We start from the raw sequence: 18212 nt of genomic DNA on the forward strand, positions 1-18212 counted from the left end.
CCAAAATCTCCATGCCTTGCGATATCGCTGGCGCGAACCACCACGAAAGCGCAAGTTTCAGTCCATGCCAAAGCTATCTTAGCGCCTATGCCCTTGACGGGAGGGTGGCCCGAAGGGCCGGGTGGGGTCCGCGGTGACACGCTCGACGCTATTTCTTTACAAGTCGAGGCAGCTCAACTCAGGTTGAGGCGGTTGAGGCGACCCCACCCGCCTCGCTTCGCGAGGCACCCTCCCCTCAAGGGGGAGGGGAACCCACCTTCTCGCCAAAGCTTGAAAAGAACTGCCCGGCCAGCTTCTTCGAAGTCGATTCGATGAGCCGGCTGCCGAGTTGGGCGATCTTGCCGCCGACTTCGGCCTTGGCCGCGTATTTGAGGACCGTCGCATCCGGCCCGTCCGCCGTCAGCGTCACGTCGGCGCCACCCTTCGCGAAGCCGGCAATACCGCCCTTGCCCTCGCCCTGGATGGTGTAGGAGTGCGGCGGCTTCAGGTTCTTCAACGTCACCTCGCCGTTGAATGTCGCCTTGATCGGTCCGATCTTCAACACCACCGTCGCCGCCATTTCGGTCGGCGATTTCATCTCCAGGTGCTGGCAGCCGGGAATGGTCGCCTGCAAAACCTTCGGATCGTTCAGCGCGTCCCACACTTTCTGCAGGGGGGCGGCAATGCGTTCCTCGCCTTCGATCACCAAAGCCATCGACACCTCCCGGACAGACTTCGAAGGCCTAACGCACGGTCTGGTCTGTGTCTATCGCACCAAAGTCCGGTTGCGACGGTGCGCCCTCTTGCCTGCTTCCGCGCGTTGCCATATCGATTTGTCTTACAAATACGGAGACCACGATGGCAGGCGCCCCCACCGGAAAGAAGAAATTTCGCTCGCAGGAGTGGTTCGACAATCCCGACAATCCAGGCATGACCGCGCTCTACCTCGAGCGCTACCTGAACTACGGCCTGACGCGGGCCGAGTTGATGTCGGGCAAGCCGCTGATCGGCATCGCCCAGACCGGCTCGGATCTGTCGCCGTGCAACCGCCATCATATCGAACTGGCCAAGCGCGTGCGCGAAGGCATCGTCTCGATGGGCGGCATCCCCTTCGAATTCCCGTGCCATCCGATCCAGGAGACCGGCAAGCGCCCGACCGCGGCACTCGACCGCAACCTTGCCTATCTCGGCCTGGTCGAAGTGCTTTACGGCTATCCGCTCGACGGCGTCGTGCTGACCATCGGCTGCGACAAAACCACGCCGGCGCTGCTGATGGCGGCGGCCACCGTCAATATTCCGGCCATAGCACTTTCGGTCGGACCGATGCTCAATGGCTGGCACAAAGGCAAGCGCACGGGATCCGGCACCATCGTCTGGGAATCGCGCCAGCGGCTCTCCGCCGGCGAGATCGACTATGACGAGTTCATGGACATCGTCGCCTCATCGGCGCCGTCGACCGGCTATTGCAACACCATGGGCACCGCCACCACGATGAACTCGCTGGCAGAGGCGCTCGGGATGCAATTGCCGGGCTCGGCTGCCATTCCGGCACCCTACCGCGAGCGCGGCCAGATCTCCTATGAGACGGGCAAGCGCATCGTCGAGATGGTGCATGAGGATCTGAAGCCGTCCGACATCATGACGCGCAAGGCGTTCGAGAACGCCATTGTCGTCAATTCGGCGATTGGCGGCTCGACCAATGCGCCGATCCACCTCAACGCGATTGCCCGCCATCTCGGCGTGCCGCTCACCAATGACGACTGGCAGACGGTCGGCCTCCATGTGCCGCTCATCGTCAATCTGCAGCCATCTGGCGAATATCTCGGCGAGGACTATCATCATGCCGGCGGTGTGCCGGCTGTGGTTGCCGAACTGATGAAGGCCAAGCTGCTGCCCTATCCCGAAGCCATGACCGTCAACGGGAAATCGATCGGCGACAATTGCAAGGGGGTCGCCAACGAGAATACCGATGTCATCCGCACTGTTGCCGAGCCGCTGAAGGCCAATGCCGGCTTCATCAATCTCAGCGGCAATCTGTTCGATTCCGCCATCATGAAGATGAGCGGCATCTCGCCGGAATTCCGCGAACGCTATCTCTCCAACCCGAACGACCCGGAAGCCTTCGAGGGCAATGCCATGGTCTTCGATGGTCCCGAGGACTACCACGCCCGCATCGACGATCCGGCGCAAGGCATCGACGAGCACACCATCCTGTTCATGCGCGGCGCCGGCCCGATCGGCTATCCCGGTGGCGCCGAGGTGGTCAACATGCAGCCGCCCGCTTATCTCATCAAGAAGGGCATTCACGCGCTGGCCTGCATCGGCGATGGCCGCCAGTCGGGCACATCGGGCTCGCCCTCTATCCTCAACGCTTCCCCGGAAGCCGCCATTGGCGGCGGCCTGGCGCTGCTCAAGACCGGCGACCGTGTGCGCATCGACTTACGCAAAGGCACTGCCAACATCCTCGTCACCGACGAGGAAATCACGCGCCGCCGTGCCGAACTGCAGGACGATGGCGGCTACCACTATCCCAAGCACCAGACGCCATGGCAGGAAATCCAGCGCTCCATGGTCGACCAGTTCTCGGAGGGCATGGTGCTGAAGCCGGCGGTGAAATACCAGGACGTCGCGCACACCAGCGGCGTGCCGAGGGACAACCACTGAGCGTTGCAAGTTTGGTGAAATCGAAGGCGGCTTGCCATCGGGCAGGCCGCCTTTTCTTATGGCAACGCTCTTGTATCGATTGGGCCAAGTCTACAGATACGTCGTGTCGATAGGTCCTGCACAAGGGATAACACCCATCAATGACGAAGCGGCGCTCTTCCCTCGGTTTCCTCGGCATGTTCGGCCGCTCGGGTGATTTGCGGGAACTGGACAACGCGCTGCGCGGCGCCGATCTTCATCCGGCGCTTGTTCCCGAGGGGGTAAAGCTCACCATCGTCAATTTGATGAAGGATCATTGGCCGGACGAGCCGCCGCCCGACGCCTACCGGTCCGTGGCGCTGCTGTTCGGCTTTTGCATCGCGGGCCCACAAACCTTCGAGCAGGCCAATGGGCCGGAGCGGCGGCTGGAGGCTGAGCGCCGCATCGAGGCTGCGCTTGAAACCGGCGACAGCCTGGATGCCCAGATCGTGTTGATGGCGCTGCATGGCAAGCTGATCAGCGCCGAAGTCGTCGAGCGCTTTGGGCTAAGCGCGGACTGACCTTCGTAAGGTGAAGCTTACCCGCCCATGCCGCTGCGTGGCAGCTTGATCATCTCGCCGAAGCGGGCACGCAATTTGTCGTCGAGCAGCTTCGGCACATGGCGAGGGAAGCGCTCGGCCAGCACGCGCTTCTTTTCGATGATCGCCCGCTGCAAGATGTCGGGCCGGCCCTTCTCGTTCCATTCCTTGGGCGAAAAGCGGTCGCCGACGGCAGGATAGAAATACTCCGTCTGCATCAGGCGCAGCGTCTGCTCATTGCCGAGATAGTGGCCTGGGCCATTCATGCAGACTTCGGTGATGGTGTCGATCGACAGCGCTTCGTCGGTCACTTCGATGCCGCGCACGCAGCGCAGGCAGTGGCCCAGCATGTCATTGTCGATGATCAGGCTCTCCAGGCAAAAGCCGAGCAGCGAGGCATGCATACCCGCCGATTCATAGACCAAGTTGAGGCCGGCAAGACCGGCCATCACATCGGTGATGCCCTTTTCATAGCCGGACTGGATGTCGGGCAGTTTCGAATCCGTCATGCCGGCGGCCGAACCGCCCGGCAGATCGTAGAACTGCGCCATCTGCGCACAGGCCGAAGTCAACACTGCCTGCTCGGCCGAGCCGCCCGACATGGCGCCGGTCCTGAGGTCGGAGACGAACGGCCAGGTGCCGAAGATCGCTGGATGCCCGGGCTTGATGGCGTTGACGTAGATGAGGCCGACCAGCACTTCGGCCACCGCTTGCACCACAGCGCCGGCAATTGCCGCCGGAGCGGTGGCGCCGGCCTGGCCGGCCGATAGAAGCAGGATCGGAATGCCGCCTTCGACGCAGGCTTCGAGCACGCCGCAGGCGTCCTCAGCGAATTTCATCGGCGGCACGACGAAGCAGTTGGAATTGGATACGAACGGCCGCGCGCGAAAGTTCTCTTCGCCGCCGGCGATCGCATAAAGCATTTCCAGCGCCGGCTGCACGTTCTCGCGCACCGTGAACGAGGTGCCGACATGCTTAGACGTGCCCATCACGCAGGCGTAGAGCGTGTTGAAGTCCATTTCGAGCGGATCGGGAATGTCGCGCGGCACCATCGGCCGCTGGAAGAAATGGATGTTGTCGAGCCCTTCGACGAGGCGAGCGGCATCATAAATGTCCTGCACCAGCGACTCGCGGTATTCGCGCTTTTCGGCATCGACCAGATGCACCGCCGCACCCGCCGTGCCGTAATGCACGCGCTTGCCCTGGATCAGCATGTCATGCCTCGGGTCCTGGCCGTGCAGCGTAAAATTCCGCGCGGCTCGTCTGATCGTGTCCATCACAAGCCCACGTGGGAAACGGACGCGGCCGTCATCGCCATAGACGGCGCCGACCCCGGTCAGCGCCTCGATGCAGGAGGGAATGGCATTGGCGAAGCCGACGGTCTCCAGCAGCGTCAGCACCGCTTCATGGATGCGCTCCTGGTCGTTCTGGTTGAGCGGCCCGTAGCTGCCGCCTTCGAGGCCGGCGCGCACCGGCCGGATATCGTCGGCAAGCGGTGCGGCCCGCATGGCGCGGCGCGCTTCGCGCCCGCCGGATCGTCGCGTACGCTGGTCGGCTGATGTATCTTTAGGAGCCGCATCCTTAAGAGCCGCATCCTGCTGCTCAACAGCCACTGACATGGGGGCACTCCACCTTTAACTTGCGAAACACGACGCGATGATTGGTCACCGTCGGCTTGCTTCGTCCCTCTGTCAGCCGACTATGCCGCTGCCATTGGCCCAGCCTATGGGCCAGTCAACGCAGCCGAGTATGCCAGGGGGCTAATGCAGAATGTTGGTGATGATGCCAAGCGCCGGGGCTGTTCAAAGCCCCGGCACAGGCAAATCAGGCTGCAGCGGGCCTGCGTCCGGCTGCGGTCGCGAGCTCGCGAATACCCGGCTCGATGTGCTGCAGCGCGATCGAGGAAATGCCCAAGCGCATGAAACGCGAGGGCTTTTCGGTGCGATCGAAGAAACGATCGCCGGGCTCGATTATGACGCTGCGCGACGCCGCGGCCTCGGCCAGTCCACGTGAATCGGTGCCGCGCGGGCCTTCCAGCCAGAGCGATGTGCCGCCGGCGGAATCGGTCGAGCGCCATTCCGGCAGGAATGCGGAAATCGCATGGACCAGACGCTTGCGCCGCTCGTCGAAGGCCGACGACAGCCGCCGCACTAGGGCTTCGTGATGGCCGAGCGACAGGAACAGCGCAACCGCGCGCTGGTTGTTGGCCGGCGGGTGCCTGAGCATGAAGCGGCGCAGCGCCCTGAGCTCGGAGATTAGTCCAGCCGAAGCGACGATGTAGCCAAGCCGTAGGCCCGGAGCCAGCGTCTTCGACATCGAGCCGACATAGACGACGCGACCCGAGCGATCGAGGCTCTTCAGCGCCTGCTGCGGCGCCTCGTCGAGAAGCTGGCTGTCATAGCCGTCCTCGATGATGATCTGGTTGTGGCGGTTGGCGCGCGCCAGAAGGTCCTGCCGCCGCTCTGCCGACAGCGGCACCATGGTCGGGCAATGGTGGCTGGGGGTGACGAAGACAAAGCCGGAATCGTTGGGGATGGATGAGGTGACGATGCCGGACTGATCGACCGGAACCGGCTGGATTTCGGCGCCCGCCAGGCGGAAGATCGAGCGCGCGTCGGGGTATCCCGGGTCTTCCATCGCGACCTTGGAGCCCTTTGTCATCAGCAGTGTCGCCAGCATATAGAGCGCGTTCTGGGCGCCGAGCGTGACGATGATCTCGTCCGGATTGGCGAAGATGCCGCGCCGCGGCAACAGCCGCGCCTGGATCTGCTCGATCAAGAGCGGATCGTCGCGATCGACCATGTCGGAGGCCCAGTTGCGGATTTCGAGCACGGCCAGCGCCATGCGGTTGCACTCACGCCATTCGGCGGTCGGGAACAGCGCCGGGTCGAACTGGCCGTAGACGAAGGGGTAGGACGATTTGATCCAGTTGTCGTGCTTGGCCGGCGGCGGCATGTCGCTGGCGGCGATCTGCCGGCGTGCCTTCCAGTCGATCTCGTTTTGCTGGTCCGGCGCCTTCTGGTGCGGCTTGGCGGGGGTGGCCAGCACATCCGGATTGACGAAATGGCCGCGCCGTTCGCGCGCGACCAGGAAACCTTGATCGACCAATTGCTGGAACGCCAGCACCACAGTGCCGCGCGCGACGCCGAGTTTCTCGGCCAGGATGCGGCAGGACGGAAGCGGCATCGAAGCGGCGATCTGCCGGTCGAGAATGGCGGCGACGATCGCCTGACGGATCTGCGCCTGCAGGGTCTGGCCCGATTCCGCCGAAATCCGGAACAGGCCGGACCATATGGCCGTGTCGTTACGCTGTGGCATGGAAGGTGTTCCTCGATGGCCAGTCTTTTTTGCTTGGCTGGACCAGCGGAAGGTAACCGTGGCACAAGGGGTTGCGCCAATCAATTTTTCTGATCGCTGGGATTTATGCCAGTGATCTATGCGCGACGCGCAGCGTCGTCGCATCCCCGGGTGACGCTTGCGTCATCCCGCAGCGCGACGCCCGCGCGACGCGAAGCGTCGTCGCGCCTCATTATCCCCAGCGCGATGCGCAGCGTCGTCGCTACTCCCATCACATCATCCAGCGCGACGCGCAGCGTCGTAGCTCCATCACGTCGCACTATGCTGCACTGCGTCATCCCCACGCATTGAAACATGCGGAATTCGGCTCAATAAGATCAGCGCGACGACACGCGCCGGAAACATCCGGTCTGATAAGATGTCGTGAAAAACGATCAGGAGCCGGCAGTGGATCATTCCTCCTTCGACAAACAGCTTGTCGCCTTGCGTGCTGCGCGCGCGGCGGCATCGGGCACGATGCGCGAGGCGTTTGCCGCGGACCCCAAGCGCTTCGAGACATTTTCGGCCAGCGACGGCGACCTTTTGCTCGACTGGTCGAAATGCGCGGTCGACCAGCGCACGATGGAACTGCTCGAGAAGCTCGCCGCCGCCGCCGATCTCGAAGGTCGCCGGGCCGCAATGTTTTCCGGCAAGAAGATCAACATCACCGAGGATCGCGCCGTGCTGCACACGGCGCTACGCAACCTCTCGGGCAAGGGCGTCACGGTCGACGGCCAGGACGTCAAGGCGGATGTGCTGTCGGTGCTCGACGCGATGGGCGCTTTCGCCGACGCCATTCGCTCCGGCAAGGCCGCCGGCGCCACCGGCAAGAAAATCACCGACATTGTCAACATCGGCATTGGCGGCTCCGATCTCGGCCCGGCCATGGCGACGCTGGCGCTGGCGCCCTATCACGACGGCCCGCGCGCGCACTACGTCTCCAACATCGACGGCGCCCATATCCACGACACGCTGAAGGGCCTGTCGGCCGAAACCACCCTGTTCATCATCGCCTCCAAGACCTTCACCACGGTCGAGACGATGACCAACGCCGAGACCGCACGCAAATGGGTGCAGAAGGCGCTCGGCAAGGAAGCAGTCGGCAAGCATTTCGCCGCCGTTTCGACCGCGCTCGACCTGGTGGCGAAATTTGGGATTGAGGCCGATCGCGTGTTCGGCTTCTGGGACTGGGTCGGCGGCCGCTATTCGCTGTGGGGCGCCATCGGCCTGCCGGTGATGATCGCCATCGGCCCGCGCAACTTCCGCGCCTTCCTCGATGGCGCGCATGAGATGGACGAGCACTTCCGCACCGCACCCCTGCAGAAGAACCTGCCTGCGCTGCTTGGGCTGGTCGGCTGGTGGCATCGCGTGATCTGCGGTTATCCGGCGCGTGCCGTCATCCCCTATGACCAGCGACTGTCCAGGTTGCCGGCCTATCTACAGCAGCTCGACATGGAATCGAACGGCAAGGGCGTCACCCTCGACGGCACGCCGGTGACGACGCCGACCGGACCGCTGGTCTGGGGCGAGCCCGGCACCAATGGCCAGCACGCCTTCTTCCAGCTGCTGCACCAGGGCACCGATTTCATCCCGGTCGAGTTCCTTGCCGCTGCCGTCGGCCATGAGCCTGATCTCAAGCACCAGCACGATCTACTGCTTGCCAATTGCCTGGCCCAATCGGAAGCGTTGATGAAGGGCCGCACGCTGGACGAGGCGCGCGCGCAGATGCTGGCCAAGGGCATGAAGCCGGCCGATGTCGACAGAATAGCCCCGCACCGCGTCTTCTCCGGCAACCGCCCATCGGTGACGATCCTCTACCGCAAGCTCGACCCGCGCACCTTCGGCCGGCTGATCGCGCTTTACGAGCACCGCGTCTTCGTCGAAGGCACTCTGTTCAACATCAATTCCTTCGACCAATGGGGCGTCGAGCTCGGCAAGGAGCTGGCGACCGGCCTGTTGCCAGTCGTGGAAGGCAAGGAGAGCGCCGCCAAGCGCGACGCATCGACGGCCGGGCTGGTGGCGCGCATCCAGCAACTGCGGGGGGCGCAATGAAAAATCCGGCCGACATCAAGGGCATATTGTTCGACAAGGACGGCACGCTTGTCGATTTCAACGCGACCTGGCTCGGGATCGCCGATTTCATGGCCATGGATGCTGCCGAGGGCGATCGCTGGAAAGCCGACAGGCTGCTTTCGGCGGCGGGCTTCGATTTTGTCGCCAAGCGTTTCAAGCCGGATTCCATCTTCGCCTCGGGCACCAACATGGATGTCGTCGAACTATGGTTCCCGCGCCTGTCCGACGAGGACCAGATGCTGGCCGTCGCCCGCTTCAACGAGATCACCTCGGTGCAAGGCTCATCGATGGCGGTGGCCTTGCCCGGCGTCGTCGCGGCGCTGACGGCTCTGCACAAGCGTGCCTACCGGCTCGGCGTCGCCACCAACGATTCGACCGCCGGTGCCGAAAAGACCATGGTCACGCTCGGCGTCGCCCAGCTGTTCACCGCCGCCTATGGCTATGACGCGGTCGCCAATCCGAAACCGGCGCCGGACACGATCGTCGCCTTTTGCGACCTGACCGGGCTGAGGCCGTCAGAGATCGCCATGGTCGGCGACAACCGCCACGACCTGGAGATGGCGCGTGCCGGCGGCTGCGGCCTGGCGGTCGGCGTGCTCTCCGGCACCGGCACGCGGGAATCGCTGGCGTCGATCGCCGATGTCGTTCTGGATTCGGTTGCCGACTTGCCGGACTTTCTGTCGGCGCGGGTCAAGGAGACGGTCTGACGGGGGCCTGGGGCAAACTCAATTCGGCTCGGGATTTCCCCGCCAATGGCCGAGTTGGGGGAAGCAGCCATGAAACTATGGAGCTTCTGGTTTGTTTTCGGACACAGTGGGCTACTCATCAGCAGAGCAAACGTACCCGCATTTGCCGCACCTGATCTTGGCGCTTGCGTTATCGATGTCTTCGCCAGGCTGAAGCTCGAAGCCGCGATTTTCGCACTTTGGGCAAACTATGAAGCCGATACGTTGAACAACTTTAATCCACGCCATTCGACTTCTCCTATCAACGGCTAATCCAATCTATTTTCTGCCCCTTGATGTTTGTCCACAATGAGTAGAATCCGGCCATTCAGAGCGACTGGGCTTTGCCGCGTCGCGCTAGCAATCTTCCGGCTCGAACCAAAACACACCGCTCGGCTTGGTCACATCACCCTTTGCGTCGCCGAAATCCGGCACCTGATATTCGGCGAGCAATCGTAGCCGCGACAGCGGCAGATCGGCGCGGCGGGGATCGCCGACCAGCACCTCGATGCCGGCTGCCAGGCAGCGGTCGAGGAACGGGATCACCCGCAGAGCAACCTCGCGGCCGTAGAACACGTCGCCGGCAAGCACGAGATCGACCGCTGGCGGCGGGCCCGTGGTGATATCCTGGTCGACAATGGTGATCTCGACGCCGTTGGCCAACGCGTTGAGGCCGATCGCGGCGACGCCGTTGCGATCGATCTCGGCGGCGATCACCGCGCTGGCGCCGGCCTTGGCGGCGGCGATGCCGACGAGGCCCGAGCCGGCGCCGAGGTCGAGCATGCGGCGGCCGGCCACGATTTGCGGATGGTCGAGTATATAGCGCGCCAGCACGGCGCCGCCGGCCCAGGCATAGGCCCAGTAGGGCGGCTGCGGCTCAGCTTCGTGCTCCTCGGTTTGGCTGCCGTCTTCCGGTCCATGAGCTCGCCACTCGACAAGCCGCCTCAGGCCGCTGCCGGGATGAGCCGTATAGAGCTGGATTTCAGGGAGCGCGGGAACGGGCGCAAGCCGCAGGTTCGCCCTGATGAACACTACTGCATCGGGACGCCGACTATCGTCCGCCATCCCGCCGTCGCCAGGCTCGCCGTTCAAATTTATTCCCGCAGCGCCCGGCGCAAAATCTTGCCCACTGGCGTCTTCGGCAGTTCGGTTCGGAACTCGATGTATTTCGGCCGTTTGTAGCCGGTCAGGTTCTCGCGGCAATAGGCGGTCAGTGCCTCGACGGTCAGCGCCGGGTCCTTCTTGACCACGAACAGCTTCGGCACCTCGCCCGAATGCTCGTCCGGCACGCCGATCGCCGCCACTTCGAGCACGCCCGGATGCTGGGCGACGACTTCCTCGAGTTCGTTCGGATAGACGTTGAAGCCGGAGACCAGGATCATGTCCTTCTTGCGGTCGACGATCTTGGTGTAGCCGCGCTCGTCCATGAAGCCCATGTCGCCGGATTTGAAAAAACCGTCCTTGGTCATCACCCTGGCGGTCTCGTCCGGCCGGTTCCAGTAACCGGCCATGACTTGCGGCCCGCGGATGCAGATCTCGCCGACCTCGCCGAGCGGCAGGTTGTTGCCGTCATCGTCGCGGATGACGATCTCGGTCGACGGCAGCGGCAGGCCGATCGTGCCGGTGAAATTGCTGTCGCTGAACTTGTTGGCGGTGGCTACCGGCGAGGTCTCCGACAGCCCGTAGCCCTCGGTGATCGAATTGCCGGTCAGCGCCTTCCAGCGCTCGGCAACCCCCTTCTGCACCGCCATGCCACCACCCAGCGTCATGATCAGCGGCTTGAAGTCGATCTTGCGGAAATCCTCGTTGTTGAGCAGCGCGTTGAACAGCGTGTTGAGGCCGGGGAAAATGTGCATCGGGTATTTCTGCAGCTCCTTGACGAAGCCGGGAATGTCGCGCGGGTTGGGAACGAGCACGTTCTGGGCGCCCTGCTGCATGCCCATCAGCGCGTTCACCGTCAGCGCGAAGATATGGTAGAGCGGCAGTGCGCAGATGAAGTTGAGATGCGCCGGTTTCGGCTTGATCGCATAGGCGTCCTGCAGCCACAGCGTGTTCTGCGCGACATTGGACAGCACATTGGAGTGCAGCAGCACAGCACCTTTGGAAATCCCCGTGGTTCCGCCGGTATATTGCAGGAAGGCGACGTCGCCGGCCTCCATCTTGGCCGGTTTGAAGGCGATGCCGGCGCCGGCTTTCACCGCCGCATTGAATTTGACATGGCCGGGCAGCGACCAGGCCGGCACCATCTTCTTCACCCGGCGCACGACGAGGTTGACGATCGTGCCCTTGAGGGCGCCGAGCATGTCGCCCATCGCCGCGACCACCACATGCTTGACCGCCGTCCTGGCAATCACCGCGTCCAGGGTGCTGGCGAAATTCTCCAGAATGACGATCGCCTGCGCGCCGGAATCCTTGAGCTGATGTTCGAGCTCGCGCGGCGTGTAGAGCGGATTGATGTTCACCACGACATAGCCGGCGCGAAGCACGGCCATCATCGCCACCGGATATTGCAGCACATTCGGCATCATCAGCGCCACGCGTGCGCCTTTCTGCAGGCCCTTCGATTGCAGATAAGCGCCGAAGGCGGCCGATTGCCGCTCGAGTTCGGCATAGGAGATCGACTTGCCCATGCAGACGTATGCCGGCTGGCCGGAAAACTGCTTGCAGGCGCCGACGAGGAAGTCGCCGATCGAACTGTAGGGCAGGGCGCCGATCTCCGCCGGCACGACTTTCGAATAGCTTTTTAGCCATGGCTTTTCCGGCAAGCCCGCGGCAAGCGCCGTCAGCGTATTCGGCAGTTTTTTGGCCGCGCCCGGCGACGGCTTCGAGGCGGGCTTCGCCGCGGCTGTCTTCGCGGCTGGCGGCTGGGCGGGCTTTGCAGCGGGTGTTGTCTTCGCCGCGCGCTTGACCGCAGGTTTCGCTGCCGGGTTGGCGCTTGCCTTCGCCGGCGTCGAGGTTGCCGTTGGCTTGACGGCGGGAGTGGCTTTGGCCGGTGGCGCTTTCGACTTGGCGGCAGCGGCGGCCGGTTTTGAAGCTTTCGCCGCTTTTGCTTTCGCCGGGGCCGTTGTCTTTGTTGCTTTCGCCACCTCTAGCCTCCCTCGGTCGTTCTGTTGCCTGCTCCTGCTGCGCCGCCTCGATGTGGTGAGGCGTCCTCCGCTGCAGCGATGTCGCGGATTCCCGGAAAATCCAGCGTGTCATCTATCTATTGCGACTATCGGCGGCCGTGCAAGTCTTGCCCCAGCGGCAGGACGGCAAAGATTTGCCGTCGAAATCCTTCCCGCGATGCCAGCTCAGGCAATGCCGTCCGGTCATCTCGGTGGCGAAACCCAGGCTTGTGGATTTTTGGCTTACGATTGCTGCGATCAATGAAAAAATGCGGTCGTTAACAATCCCGTGATTAGCAGATTTTGCTATTTGTTTCTGCAGTTCGTCAAAGACCGAGAAATATTTTCTGCTTACGGTGGGGTAGGCAAACAGGGTGTTCCAAAGCCGGAAAAACGGTGCTTATATGCGCGCTTCGCGAGCCTATAGAGGGGCTTGGAAGAACATCAGGGAGTGCTCAATGAAAAAGAAACTGACTTTTGCAGCCGCGTTGCTGGCTGCAAGCGTCCTCGGCGGTGTGGCCAATGCCAAGACGCTGGTCTATTGCTCGGAGGCCTCACCGGCCAACTTCGACCCGGGTACCACGACGGGCGGCAACGACTTCGACGCCTCGTCGCGCACCGTCTATTCGCGCCTGGTCGAGTTCAAGCATGGCGGCACCGAAGTTGTGCCCGGTCTCGCCGACAAATGGGAGATTTCGGACGACGGCCTGGTCTATACTTTCCACCTGCATCCGGGCGTGAAGTTCCAGACGACGGATTTCTTCAAGCCGACGCGTGATTTCAATGCCGACGACGTCGTCTTTTCGTTCGATCGCCAGTTCAACAAGGAAAACCCCTGGAACGGCGAGAAGTACCTGCCAAACCTGACCTGGGACTACTACACCGGCATGGACATGCCGAAATACGTCGCCAAGTGGGAAAAGGTCGATGACCTGACCGTGAAGCTGACGCTGACCGAGCCGAACGCGCCGATGCTGGCCAATCTCGGCATGGACTTCGCCTCGATCGTGTCGAAGGAATATGCCGACCAGCTGGAAAAAGACGGCAAGATGGCCGACTTCTCGACCAAGCCGGTCGGTACAGGTCCGTTCCAGTTCGTCGACTACCAGCTGGATTCGGTCATCCGCTATGCGGCCAACCCGGACTACTTCAAGGGCAAGGAAAAGATCGACGATCTCGTCTTCGCGATCACGCCTGACGCCACCGCCCGCATCCAGAAGGTGCTCGCCGGCGAATGCGATATCGCGCCCTATCCGAATCCTGCCGACATCGGCACGATCAAGGCCAACGCCGACGTGACCCTGATGGATCAGGCTGGCCTCAACATCGGCTATATGAGCTACAACACCACCATCCCGCCGCTCGACAAGCCTGAAGTGCGCCATGCGCTCAACCAGGCGATCGATCGGGAATCGCTCATCAAGTCGCTGTTCCAGGACGCCGGCGCCACGCCGGCCGTAAACTTGATCCCGCCGACCATGTGGTCGTGGAACAAGGACGTGAAGTCCGACGCCTATGATCCGGAAGCCGCCAAGAAGGTGCTGGCCGATGCCGGATTGAAGGAGATCCAGCTTTGGGCCTCCGACCGCGTCCGTCCCTACAACCCGAACTTCCAGCGCGCCGCCGAACTGATCCAGGCTGACTGGGCCAAGGTCGGCGTCAAGGCGGAGATCGTCAGCTACGAGTGGACGAAGTACCGCGAAGAAGGCAAGAAGAAGGAGCGTCCGGGCGCCTTCCAGATCGGCTGGACCGGTGACAATGGCGATCCGGACAATTTCTTCGCTACGCTGTTCGCCTGCTCGGCCATCGGCGTGTCGAACTACTCCAGTTGGTGCGACAAGGACTTCGAGGATCTGATCCAGAAGGCCAAGAAGACCAGCGACCAGGCCGAACGCACCAAGCTCTATGAAGAGGCGCAGGTTGTCTTCCAGAAGCAGGCTCCGGCCTTCCTCATGGCACACAGCCAGGTCTACGCAGTCGTGCGCAAGAATGTCAGCGGCTTCATGATGGACCCGCTCGGCATTCATCGCTTCGACGGCGTCGACAAGGCCGAATAGAACTGTTAGGCGGGCGGCGCGCAATCAGGCGCCGCCCGCTTTTCAAGATGCTCCGATATCTCCTAAACAAAATCGTCTTGGTGCTGCCGACGCTGATCGGCATCACCATCTGCGCCTTCGCTTTTGTCAGGCTGCTGCCCGGCGATCCCATTCTTGCCATGGCCGGCGAGCATGGCGTGTCGCCCGAGCGTTACGCGGAACTGAAGGAACAGTTCGGCTACAATTTGCCGATCTGGCAGCAATACGCGCATTATGTCCGCGATGCCGCGACCGGCAATTTCGGCGTGTCGATTTCGTCCAAGCGGCCGGTCATCGAAGATTTCATGACGCTCTTCCCGGCAACCATCGAGCTCTCAGTCTTCGCCATGATCTTCGCCATGGTGCTGGCCATCCCGGCCGGCATCATTGCTGCGGTCAAACGCGGCTCCTGGTTCGACCAGGGGCTGATGGGCACCGCCCTTGTCGGCTATTCCATGCCGATTTTCTGGTGGGGTCTGCTGCTGATCATCTTTTTCTCCGGCTATCTCGGCTGGACCCCGGTTTCAGGACGCATCGGCCTTCAGTTCTTTATCAAGCCGATCACCGGCTTCCTGACCCTCGACAGCCTGCTCTACGGCAAATGGGATGCTTTCCGCTCGGCATTGAGCCACCTGGTGCTGCCGACAATTGTGCTCGGCACCATCCCGCTGGCGGTGATCGCGCGCCAGACGCGCTCGGCCATGCTCGAAGTGCTGGGCGAAGACTATGTGCGGACCGCCCGCGCCAAGGGCCTGTCGTCGTCCCGCGTCATCGGCGTGCATGCGCTGCGCAATGCGCTGATCCCGGTGGTCACCACCATCGGCCTGCAGGTCAGTACCCTGCTCGCCGGCGCCATTCTCACAGAAACCATCTTCGCCTGGCCGGGCATCGGCAAGTGGATGGTCGAATCCATATCCAAGCGCGACTATGTCGTCGTGCAGTCAGGCTTGCTGCTGATCGCCCTTATCGTCATGGCGGTGAACCTGATCGTCGACGTGCTTTATGCCGTCATCAACCCGCGCATCAGGGCGGCGTGATGAGCCAGTCGACCGAAATCGCCCCGATGGCCGCCGGCAACCCTGACCGACTGACCGGCTTCAGGACTTTCTGGCACTATTTCTCGGTAAACCGCGGCGCCGTCATCGGCCTGTTCGTCTTCATCCTTTTGGTGCTGGCCGCGCTCTTTGCACCGCTGCTCGCGCCCTATGCGCCCGACATCCAGGACAAGACCGCTTTCTTGCGTCCGCCGGCCTGGCAGGCAGGCGGCAGCATGGAATATCTGCTTGGCACCGACGCGGTCGGCCGCGACATGCTCTCGCGCCTGCTCTATGGCGCGCGTTTCTCGCTGCTCATCGGCGCCGTCGTGGTCACGCTGGCGCTTGTCGGCGGCATCACGCTCGGCCTTTTGGCTGGCTATTTCCGGGGCTGGGTCGACGTGGCGATCATGCGGGTCATGGATCTGATCCTGTCCTTCCCGTCGCTGCTCTTGGCGCTGGTTCTGGTCACCATCCTCGGCCCCGGCCTGTTCAACGCCATGCTGGCCATCGCGCTTGTCCTGCAACCCCACTTTGCCCGTCTGGTGCGCGCTGCCGTCATGGCCGAAAAGAGCCGCGAATATGTGGTCGCCGCCAAGGTCGCCGGCGCCGGCCATATAAGGCTTATGCTGCGCACCATCCTGCCCAACTGCCTGGCGCCGCTGATCGTGCAGGGCACGCTGTCCTTCTCCAACGCCATCCTGGAGGCGGCCGCTCTCGGCTTTCTCGGCCTTGGCGCCCAGCCGCCGACACCGGAATGGGGAACCATGCTCGCCTCGGCGCGTGAATTCATCCTGCGCGCCTGGTGGGTGGTGACCTTCCCCGGTCTGGCCATCCTCATCACCGTGCTTGCCATCAACCTGATCGGCGACGGTCTGCGCGATGCGCTCGATCCGAAGCTGAGGAGGTCGTAATGGCGCTGCTCGACATCCGCAATCTCGTCGTCGAGTTCCAGACCGCATCCGGCCCGTTCCGCGCGGTCGATGGCGTCTCGCTCCATGTGAACGAACGTGAAGTGCTGGCCATCGTCGGCGAATCCGGCTCCGGCAAGTCGGTGTCGATGTTGGCTGTGATGGGGCTGTTGCCGTGGACGGCGACGGTCACTGCCGACGAGATGAGCTTCAACGGCCGCGATCTCCTGAAGATGAGCCCGGCCGACCGGCGCAAGATCGTCGGCAAGGACATGTCGATGATCTTCCAGGAGCCGATGGCCAGTCTCAATCCGTGCTTCACCGTCGGCTTTCAGATCGAGGAGGTGCTGCGCTTCCATATGGGCATGGACAAGGCCCAGCGTCGCGAGCGCGCCATCGAATTGCTGACGCAGGTCGGCATTGCCGAGCCGGCCGAACGGCTGAACTCGTTTCCGCACCAGATGTCGGGCGGCCAGTGCCAGCGAGTGATGATCGCCATCGCCATCGCCTGCAATCCGAAGCTTCTGATCGCCGACGAGCCGACCACCGCGCTCGACGTCACCATCCAGAAGCAGATCCTCGACCTCCTCGTGTCGCTCCAGGTCAAATACGGCATGGGCCTGATCATGATCACCCACAATATGGGCGTGGTCGCCGAGACGGCCGACCGCGTCATCGTCCAGTACAAGGGCCGCAAGATGGAAGAGGCCGACGTGCTGTCGCTGTTTGAATCGCCGAAGAGCAATTACACCCGCGCACTTTTGTCGGCGCTGCCGGATAATGCCGTCGGCGACCGGCTGCCGACCGTCTCGGACATGCTGTTCGAACCAGCTGCCGGGGGCTTCTGATGAGCATCAAGGTCGTCGAAGGCAAGGACATCGTGCGCGACTATCACGTCGGCGGCGGCCTGTTTCGCGGCGCGCGCACCGTGCATGCGGTCAAGGGCGTTTCGTTCAGCGTCGACAAGGGCAAGACGCTGGCCATCGTCGGTGAATCGGGCTGCGGCAAGTCCACGCTGGCGCGCATCATCACGCTGATCGATCCGGCAACGTCGGGCGAGCTGTTCATCGACGGCAACAAGGTCGACATCGCAAGGAACGGCCTGACCAGGGAGATGCGCCGCAAGGTGCAGATCGTCTTCCAGAACCCTTACGGATCGCTCAATCCGCGCCAGAAGATCGGCGACGTGCTGGGCGAGCCGCTGCTCATCAACACCGACAAGCCGGCCGAAGAGCGGCGCGACCTCGCCATGAGGATGCTGAAGAAAGTCGGCCTCGGAACCGAGCACTACAATCGCTATCCTCACATGTTCTCGGGCGGCCAGCGCCAGCGCATCGCCATTGCCCGCGCGCTGATGCTGAACCCGAGCCTGCTGGTGCTTGACGAACCGGTCTCCGCGCTCGATCTTTCGGTGCAGGCGCAGGTGCTCAACCTGCTCGCCGACCTGCAGGACGAATTCCAGCTGACCTATGTCTTCATCAGCCACGATCTGTCGGTCGTGCGCTACATCGCCGACGATGTGATGGTGATGTATTTCGGCGAAGCCGTCGAATACGGCTCGCGCGAGGAGGTCTTCGCCGACCCCAAGCACAACTACACCAGGACGCTGTTCGCCGCGACGCCGCGCGCCGACGTCGCCTCGATCAAGGCGCGGCTGGCGAAGAAGAAGGCCGCCTGACCTCTCACCGAGAATTGTTTTTGAACAATCGGAAATGCGTCGCGGCGGTGGTTTGCCGGCAGGATTGATCGCGATC

General features: G+C 62.8%; 15 protein-coding genes. 10 read left to right on the plus strand and 5 right to left on the minus strand.

The window, feature by feature from the left end; genetic code table 11:
• Window positions 1-235: 235 nt before the first annotated feature.
• On the minus strand, window positions 236-694 hold the full coding sequence (locus tag NKH38_RS22735; RefSeq protein ID WP_023696771.1) for an SRPBCC family protein: 459 nt from the start codon (window positions 692-694) through the stop codon (window positions 236-238).
• 143 nt (window positions 695-837) lie between these two features.
• On the opposite strand from NKH38_RS22735, the gene NKH38_RS22740 reads away from it, so the two are divergent.
• Together NKH38_RS22740 and NKH38_RS22745 are read left to right on the plus strand one after the other, a co-directional pair.
• On the plus strand, window positions 838-2643 hold the full coding sequence (locus NKH38_RS22740) for an IlvD/Edd family dehydratase (protein WP_023821502.1): 1806 nt from the start codon (window positions 838-840) through the stop codon (window positions 2641-2643).
• Between the two features lie 140 nt (window positions 2644-2783).
• Window positions 2784-3182 carry a hypothetical protein gene (locus NKH38_RS22745; protein ID WP_352763581.1) on the plus strand — a complete coding sequence of 133 codons (399 nt, stop codon included), beginning with the start codon at window positions 2784-2786 and terminating at the stop codon, window positions 3180-3182.
• Between the two features lie 17 nt (window positions 3183-3199).
• On the opposite strand, the gene NKH38_RS22750 is transcribed toward NKH38_RS22745, so the two are convergent.
• Entirely contained in the window at window positions 3200-4819 is a 1620-nt protein-coding gene (locus NKH38_RS22750; RefSeq protein ID WP_352763584.1) for a trimethylamine methyltransferase family protein, read from the minus strand.
• Between the two features lie 205 nt (window positions 4820-5024).
• The gene (gene pdxR / locus NKH38_RS22755; RefSeq protein ID WP_023669484.1) at window positions 5025-6518 is read right to left on the minus strand and encodes a MocR-like pyridoxine biosynthesis transcription factor PdxR; all 1494 of its coding nucleotides are present in this window, start codon (window positions 6516-6518) and stop codon (window positions 5025-5027) included.
• Window positions 6519-6944: 426 nt separating this feature from the next.
• On the opposite strand from pdxR, the gene pgi reads away from it, so the two are divergent.
• The 3 genes from pgi (at window position 6945) to NKH38_RS22770 (ending at window position 9607) form a co-directional block, all read left to right on the plus strand.
• Window positions 6945-8588 carry a glucose-6-phosphate isomerase gene (pgi, locus tag NKH38_RS22760; protein ID WP_502896641.1) on the plus strand — a complete coding sequence of 548 codons (1644 nt, stop codon included), beginning with the start codon at window positions 6945-6947 and terminating at the stop codon, window positions 8586-8588.
• Window positions 8585-9316: an HAD family hydrolase gene (locus NKH38_RS22765; protein WP_352763587.1), complete on the plus strand. Its 732-nt coding sequence runs from the start codon at window positions 8585-8587 to the stop codon at window positions 9314-9316. Before pgi ends, NKH38_RS22765 begins: the two co-directional genes overlap by 4 nt.
• A 69-nt stretch (window positions 9317-9385) precedes the next feature.
• Entirely contained in the window at window positions 9386-9607 is a 222-nt protein-coding gene (locus tag NKH38_RS22770) for a hypothetical protein (RefSeq protein WP_155923253.1), read from the plus strand.
• An 84-nt stretch (window positions 9608-9691) separates the two neighbouring features.
• Here NKH38_RS22770 and NKH38_RS22775 read toward each other — a convergent pair whose 3' ends face one another.
• Together NKH38_RS22775 and NKH38_RS22780 are read right to left on the minus strand one after the other, a co-directional pair.
• A complete protein-coding gene (locus NKH38_RS22775; RefSeq protein WP_352763591.1) occupies window positions 9692-10399 on the minus strand; it encodes a class I SAM-dependent methyltransferase in 708 nt (235 codons plus the stop codon).
• A gap of 29 nt (window positions 10400-10428) precedes the next feature.
• Window positions 10429-12420 carry a long-chain fatty acid--CoA ligase gene (locus tag NKH38_RS22780; protein ID WP_352763594.1) on the minus strand — a complete coding sequence of 664 codons (1992 nt, stop codon included), beginning with the start codon at window positions 12418-12420 and terminating at the stop codon, window positions 10429-10431.
• Between the two features lie 476 nt (window positions 12421-12896).
• Between NKH38_RS22780 and NKH38_RS22785 the strand changes: the two genes are divergently transcribed.
• Genes NKH38_RS22785 through NKH38_RS22805 form a run of 5 tightly spaced genes read left to right on the plus strand, consistent with a single transcriptional unit; the run spans window position 12897 to window position 18136 of the window.
• Window positions 12897-14495 (plus strand): ABC transporter substrate-binding protein, encoded by a 1599-nt coding sequence (locus NKH38_RS22785; RefSeq protein ID WP_023669491.1) that lies wholly within the window; start codon window positions 12897-12899, stop codon window positions 14493-14495.
• 47 nt (window positions 14496-14542) lie between these two features.
• The gene (locus tag NKH38_RS22790; RefSeq protein WP_023669492.1) at window positions 14543-15550 is read left to right on the plus strand and encodes an ABC transporter permease subunit; all 1008 of its coding nucleotides are present in this window, start codon (window positions 14543-14545) and stop codon (window positions 15548-15550) included.
• A 26-nt stretch (window positions 15551-15576) separates the two neighbouring features.
• Window positions 15577-16461, plus strand: a complete 885-nt coding sequence (locus NKH38_RS22795) for an ABC transporter permease subunit (RefSeq protein ID WP_050485757.1) — start codon at window positions 15577-15579, stop codon at window positions 16459-16461.
• The gene (locus tag NKH38_RS22800) at window positions 16461-17306 is read left to right on the plus strand and encodes an ABC transporter ATP-binding protein (protein ID WP_081839785.1); all 846 of its coding nucleotides are present in this window, start codon (window positions 16461-16463) and stop codon (window positions 17304-17306) included. The genes NKH38_RS22795 and NKH38_RS22800 overlap by 1 nt, the downstream gene beginning before the upstream one ends.
• Complete coding sequence (locus NKH38_RS22805; RefSeq protein WP_023682050.1) at window positions 17306-18136, plus strand: dipeptide ABC transporter ATP-binding protein; 831 nt, start codon at window positions 17306-17308, stop codon at window positions 18134-18136. The genes NKH38_RS22800 and NKH38_RS22805 overlap by 1 nt, the downstream gene beginning before the upstream one ends.
• The last annotated feature ends 76 nt before the right edge of the window (window positions 18137-18212 follow it).

This window comes from Mesorhizobium sp. M1078 (genome assembly GCF_040318615.1).
Taxonomy (GTDB): Bacteria; Pseudomonadota; Alphaproteobacteria; order Rhizobiales; family Rhizobiaceae; genus Mesorhizobium.

What these genes read in the sequence shown, in the direction of transcription:
- NKH38_RS22735 (WP_023696771.1), bottom strand. Translation starts at nt 694, where the DNA reads ATGGCTTTGGTGATCGAAGGCGAGGAACGCATTGCCGCCCCCCTGCAG.
- NKH38_RS22740 (WP_023821502.1), top strand. Translation starts at nt 838, where the DNA reads ATGGCAGGCGCCCCCACCGGAAAGAAGAAATTTCGCTCGCAGGAGTGG.
- NKH38_RS22745 (WP_352763581.1), top strand. Translation starts at nt 2,784, where the DNA reads ATGACGAAGCGGCGCTCTTCCCTCGGTTTCCTCGGCATGTTCGGCCGC.
- NKH38_RS22750 (WP_352763584.1), bottom strand. Translation starts at nt 4,819, where the DNA reads ATGTCAGTGGCTGTTGAGCAGCAGGATGCGGCTCTTAAGGATGCGGCT.
- pdxR (WP_023669484.1), bottom strand. Translation starts at nt 6,518, where the DNA reads ATGCCACAGCGTAACGACACGGCCATATGGTCCGGCCTGTTCCGGATT.
- NKH38_RS22765 (WP_352763587.1), top strand. Translation starts at nt 8,585, where the DNA reads ATGAAAAATCCGGCCGACATCAAGGGCATATTGTTCGACAAGGACGGC.
- NKH38_RS22770 (WP_155923253.1), top strand. Translation starts at nt 9,386, where the DNA reads ATGAAACTATGGAGCTTCTGGTTTGTTTTCGGACACAGTGGGCTACTC.
- NKH38_RS22775 (WP_352763591.1), bottom strand. Translation starts at nt 10,399, where the DNA reads ATGGCGGACGATAGTCGGCGTCCCGATGCAGTAGTGTTCATCAGGGCG.
- NKH38_RS22785 (WP_023669491.1), top strand. Translation starts at nt 12,897, where the DNA reads ATGAAAAAGAAACTGACTTTTGCAGCCGCGTTGCTGGCTGCAAGCGTC.
- NKH38_RS22790 (WP_023669492.1), top strand. Translation starts at nt 14,543, where the DNA reads ATGCTCCGATATCTCCTAAACAAAATCGTCTTGGTGCTGCCGACGCTG.
- NKH38_RS22795 (WP_050485757.1), top strand. Translation starts at nt 15,577, where the DNA reads ATGGCCGCCGGCAACCCTGACCGACTGACCGGCTTCAGGACTTTCTGG.
- NKH38_RS22800 (WP_081839785.1), top strand. Translation starts at nt 16,461, where the DNA reads ATGGCGCTGCTCGACATCCGCAATCTCGTCGTCGAGTTCCAGACCGCA.
- NKH38_RS22805 (WP_023682050.1), top strand. Translation starts at nt 17,306, where the DNA reads ATGAGCATCAAGGTCGTCGAAGGCAAGGACATCGTGCGCGACTATCAC.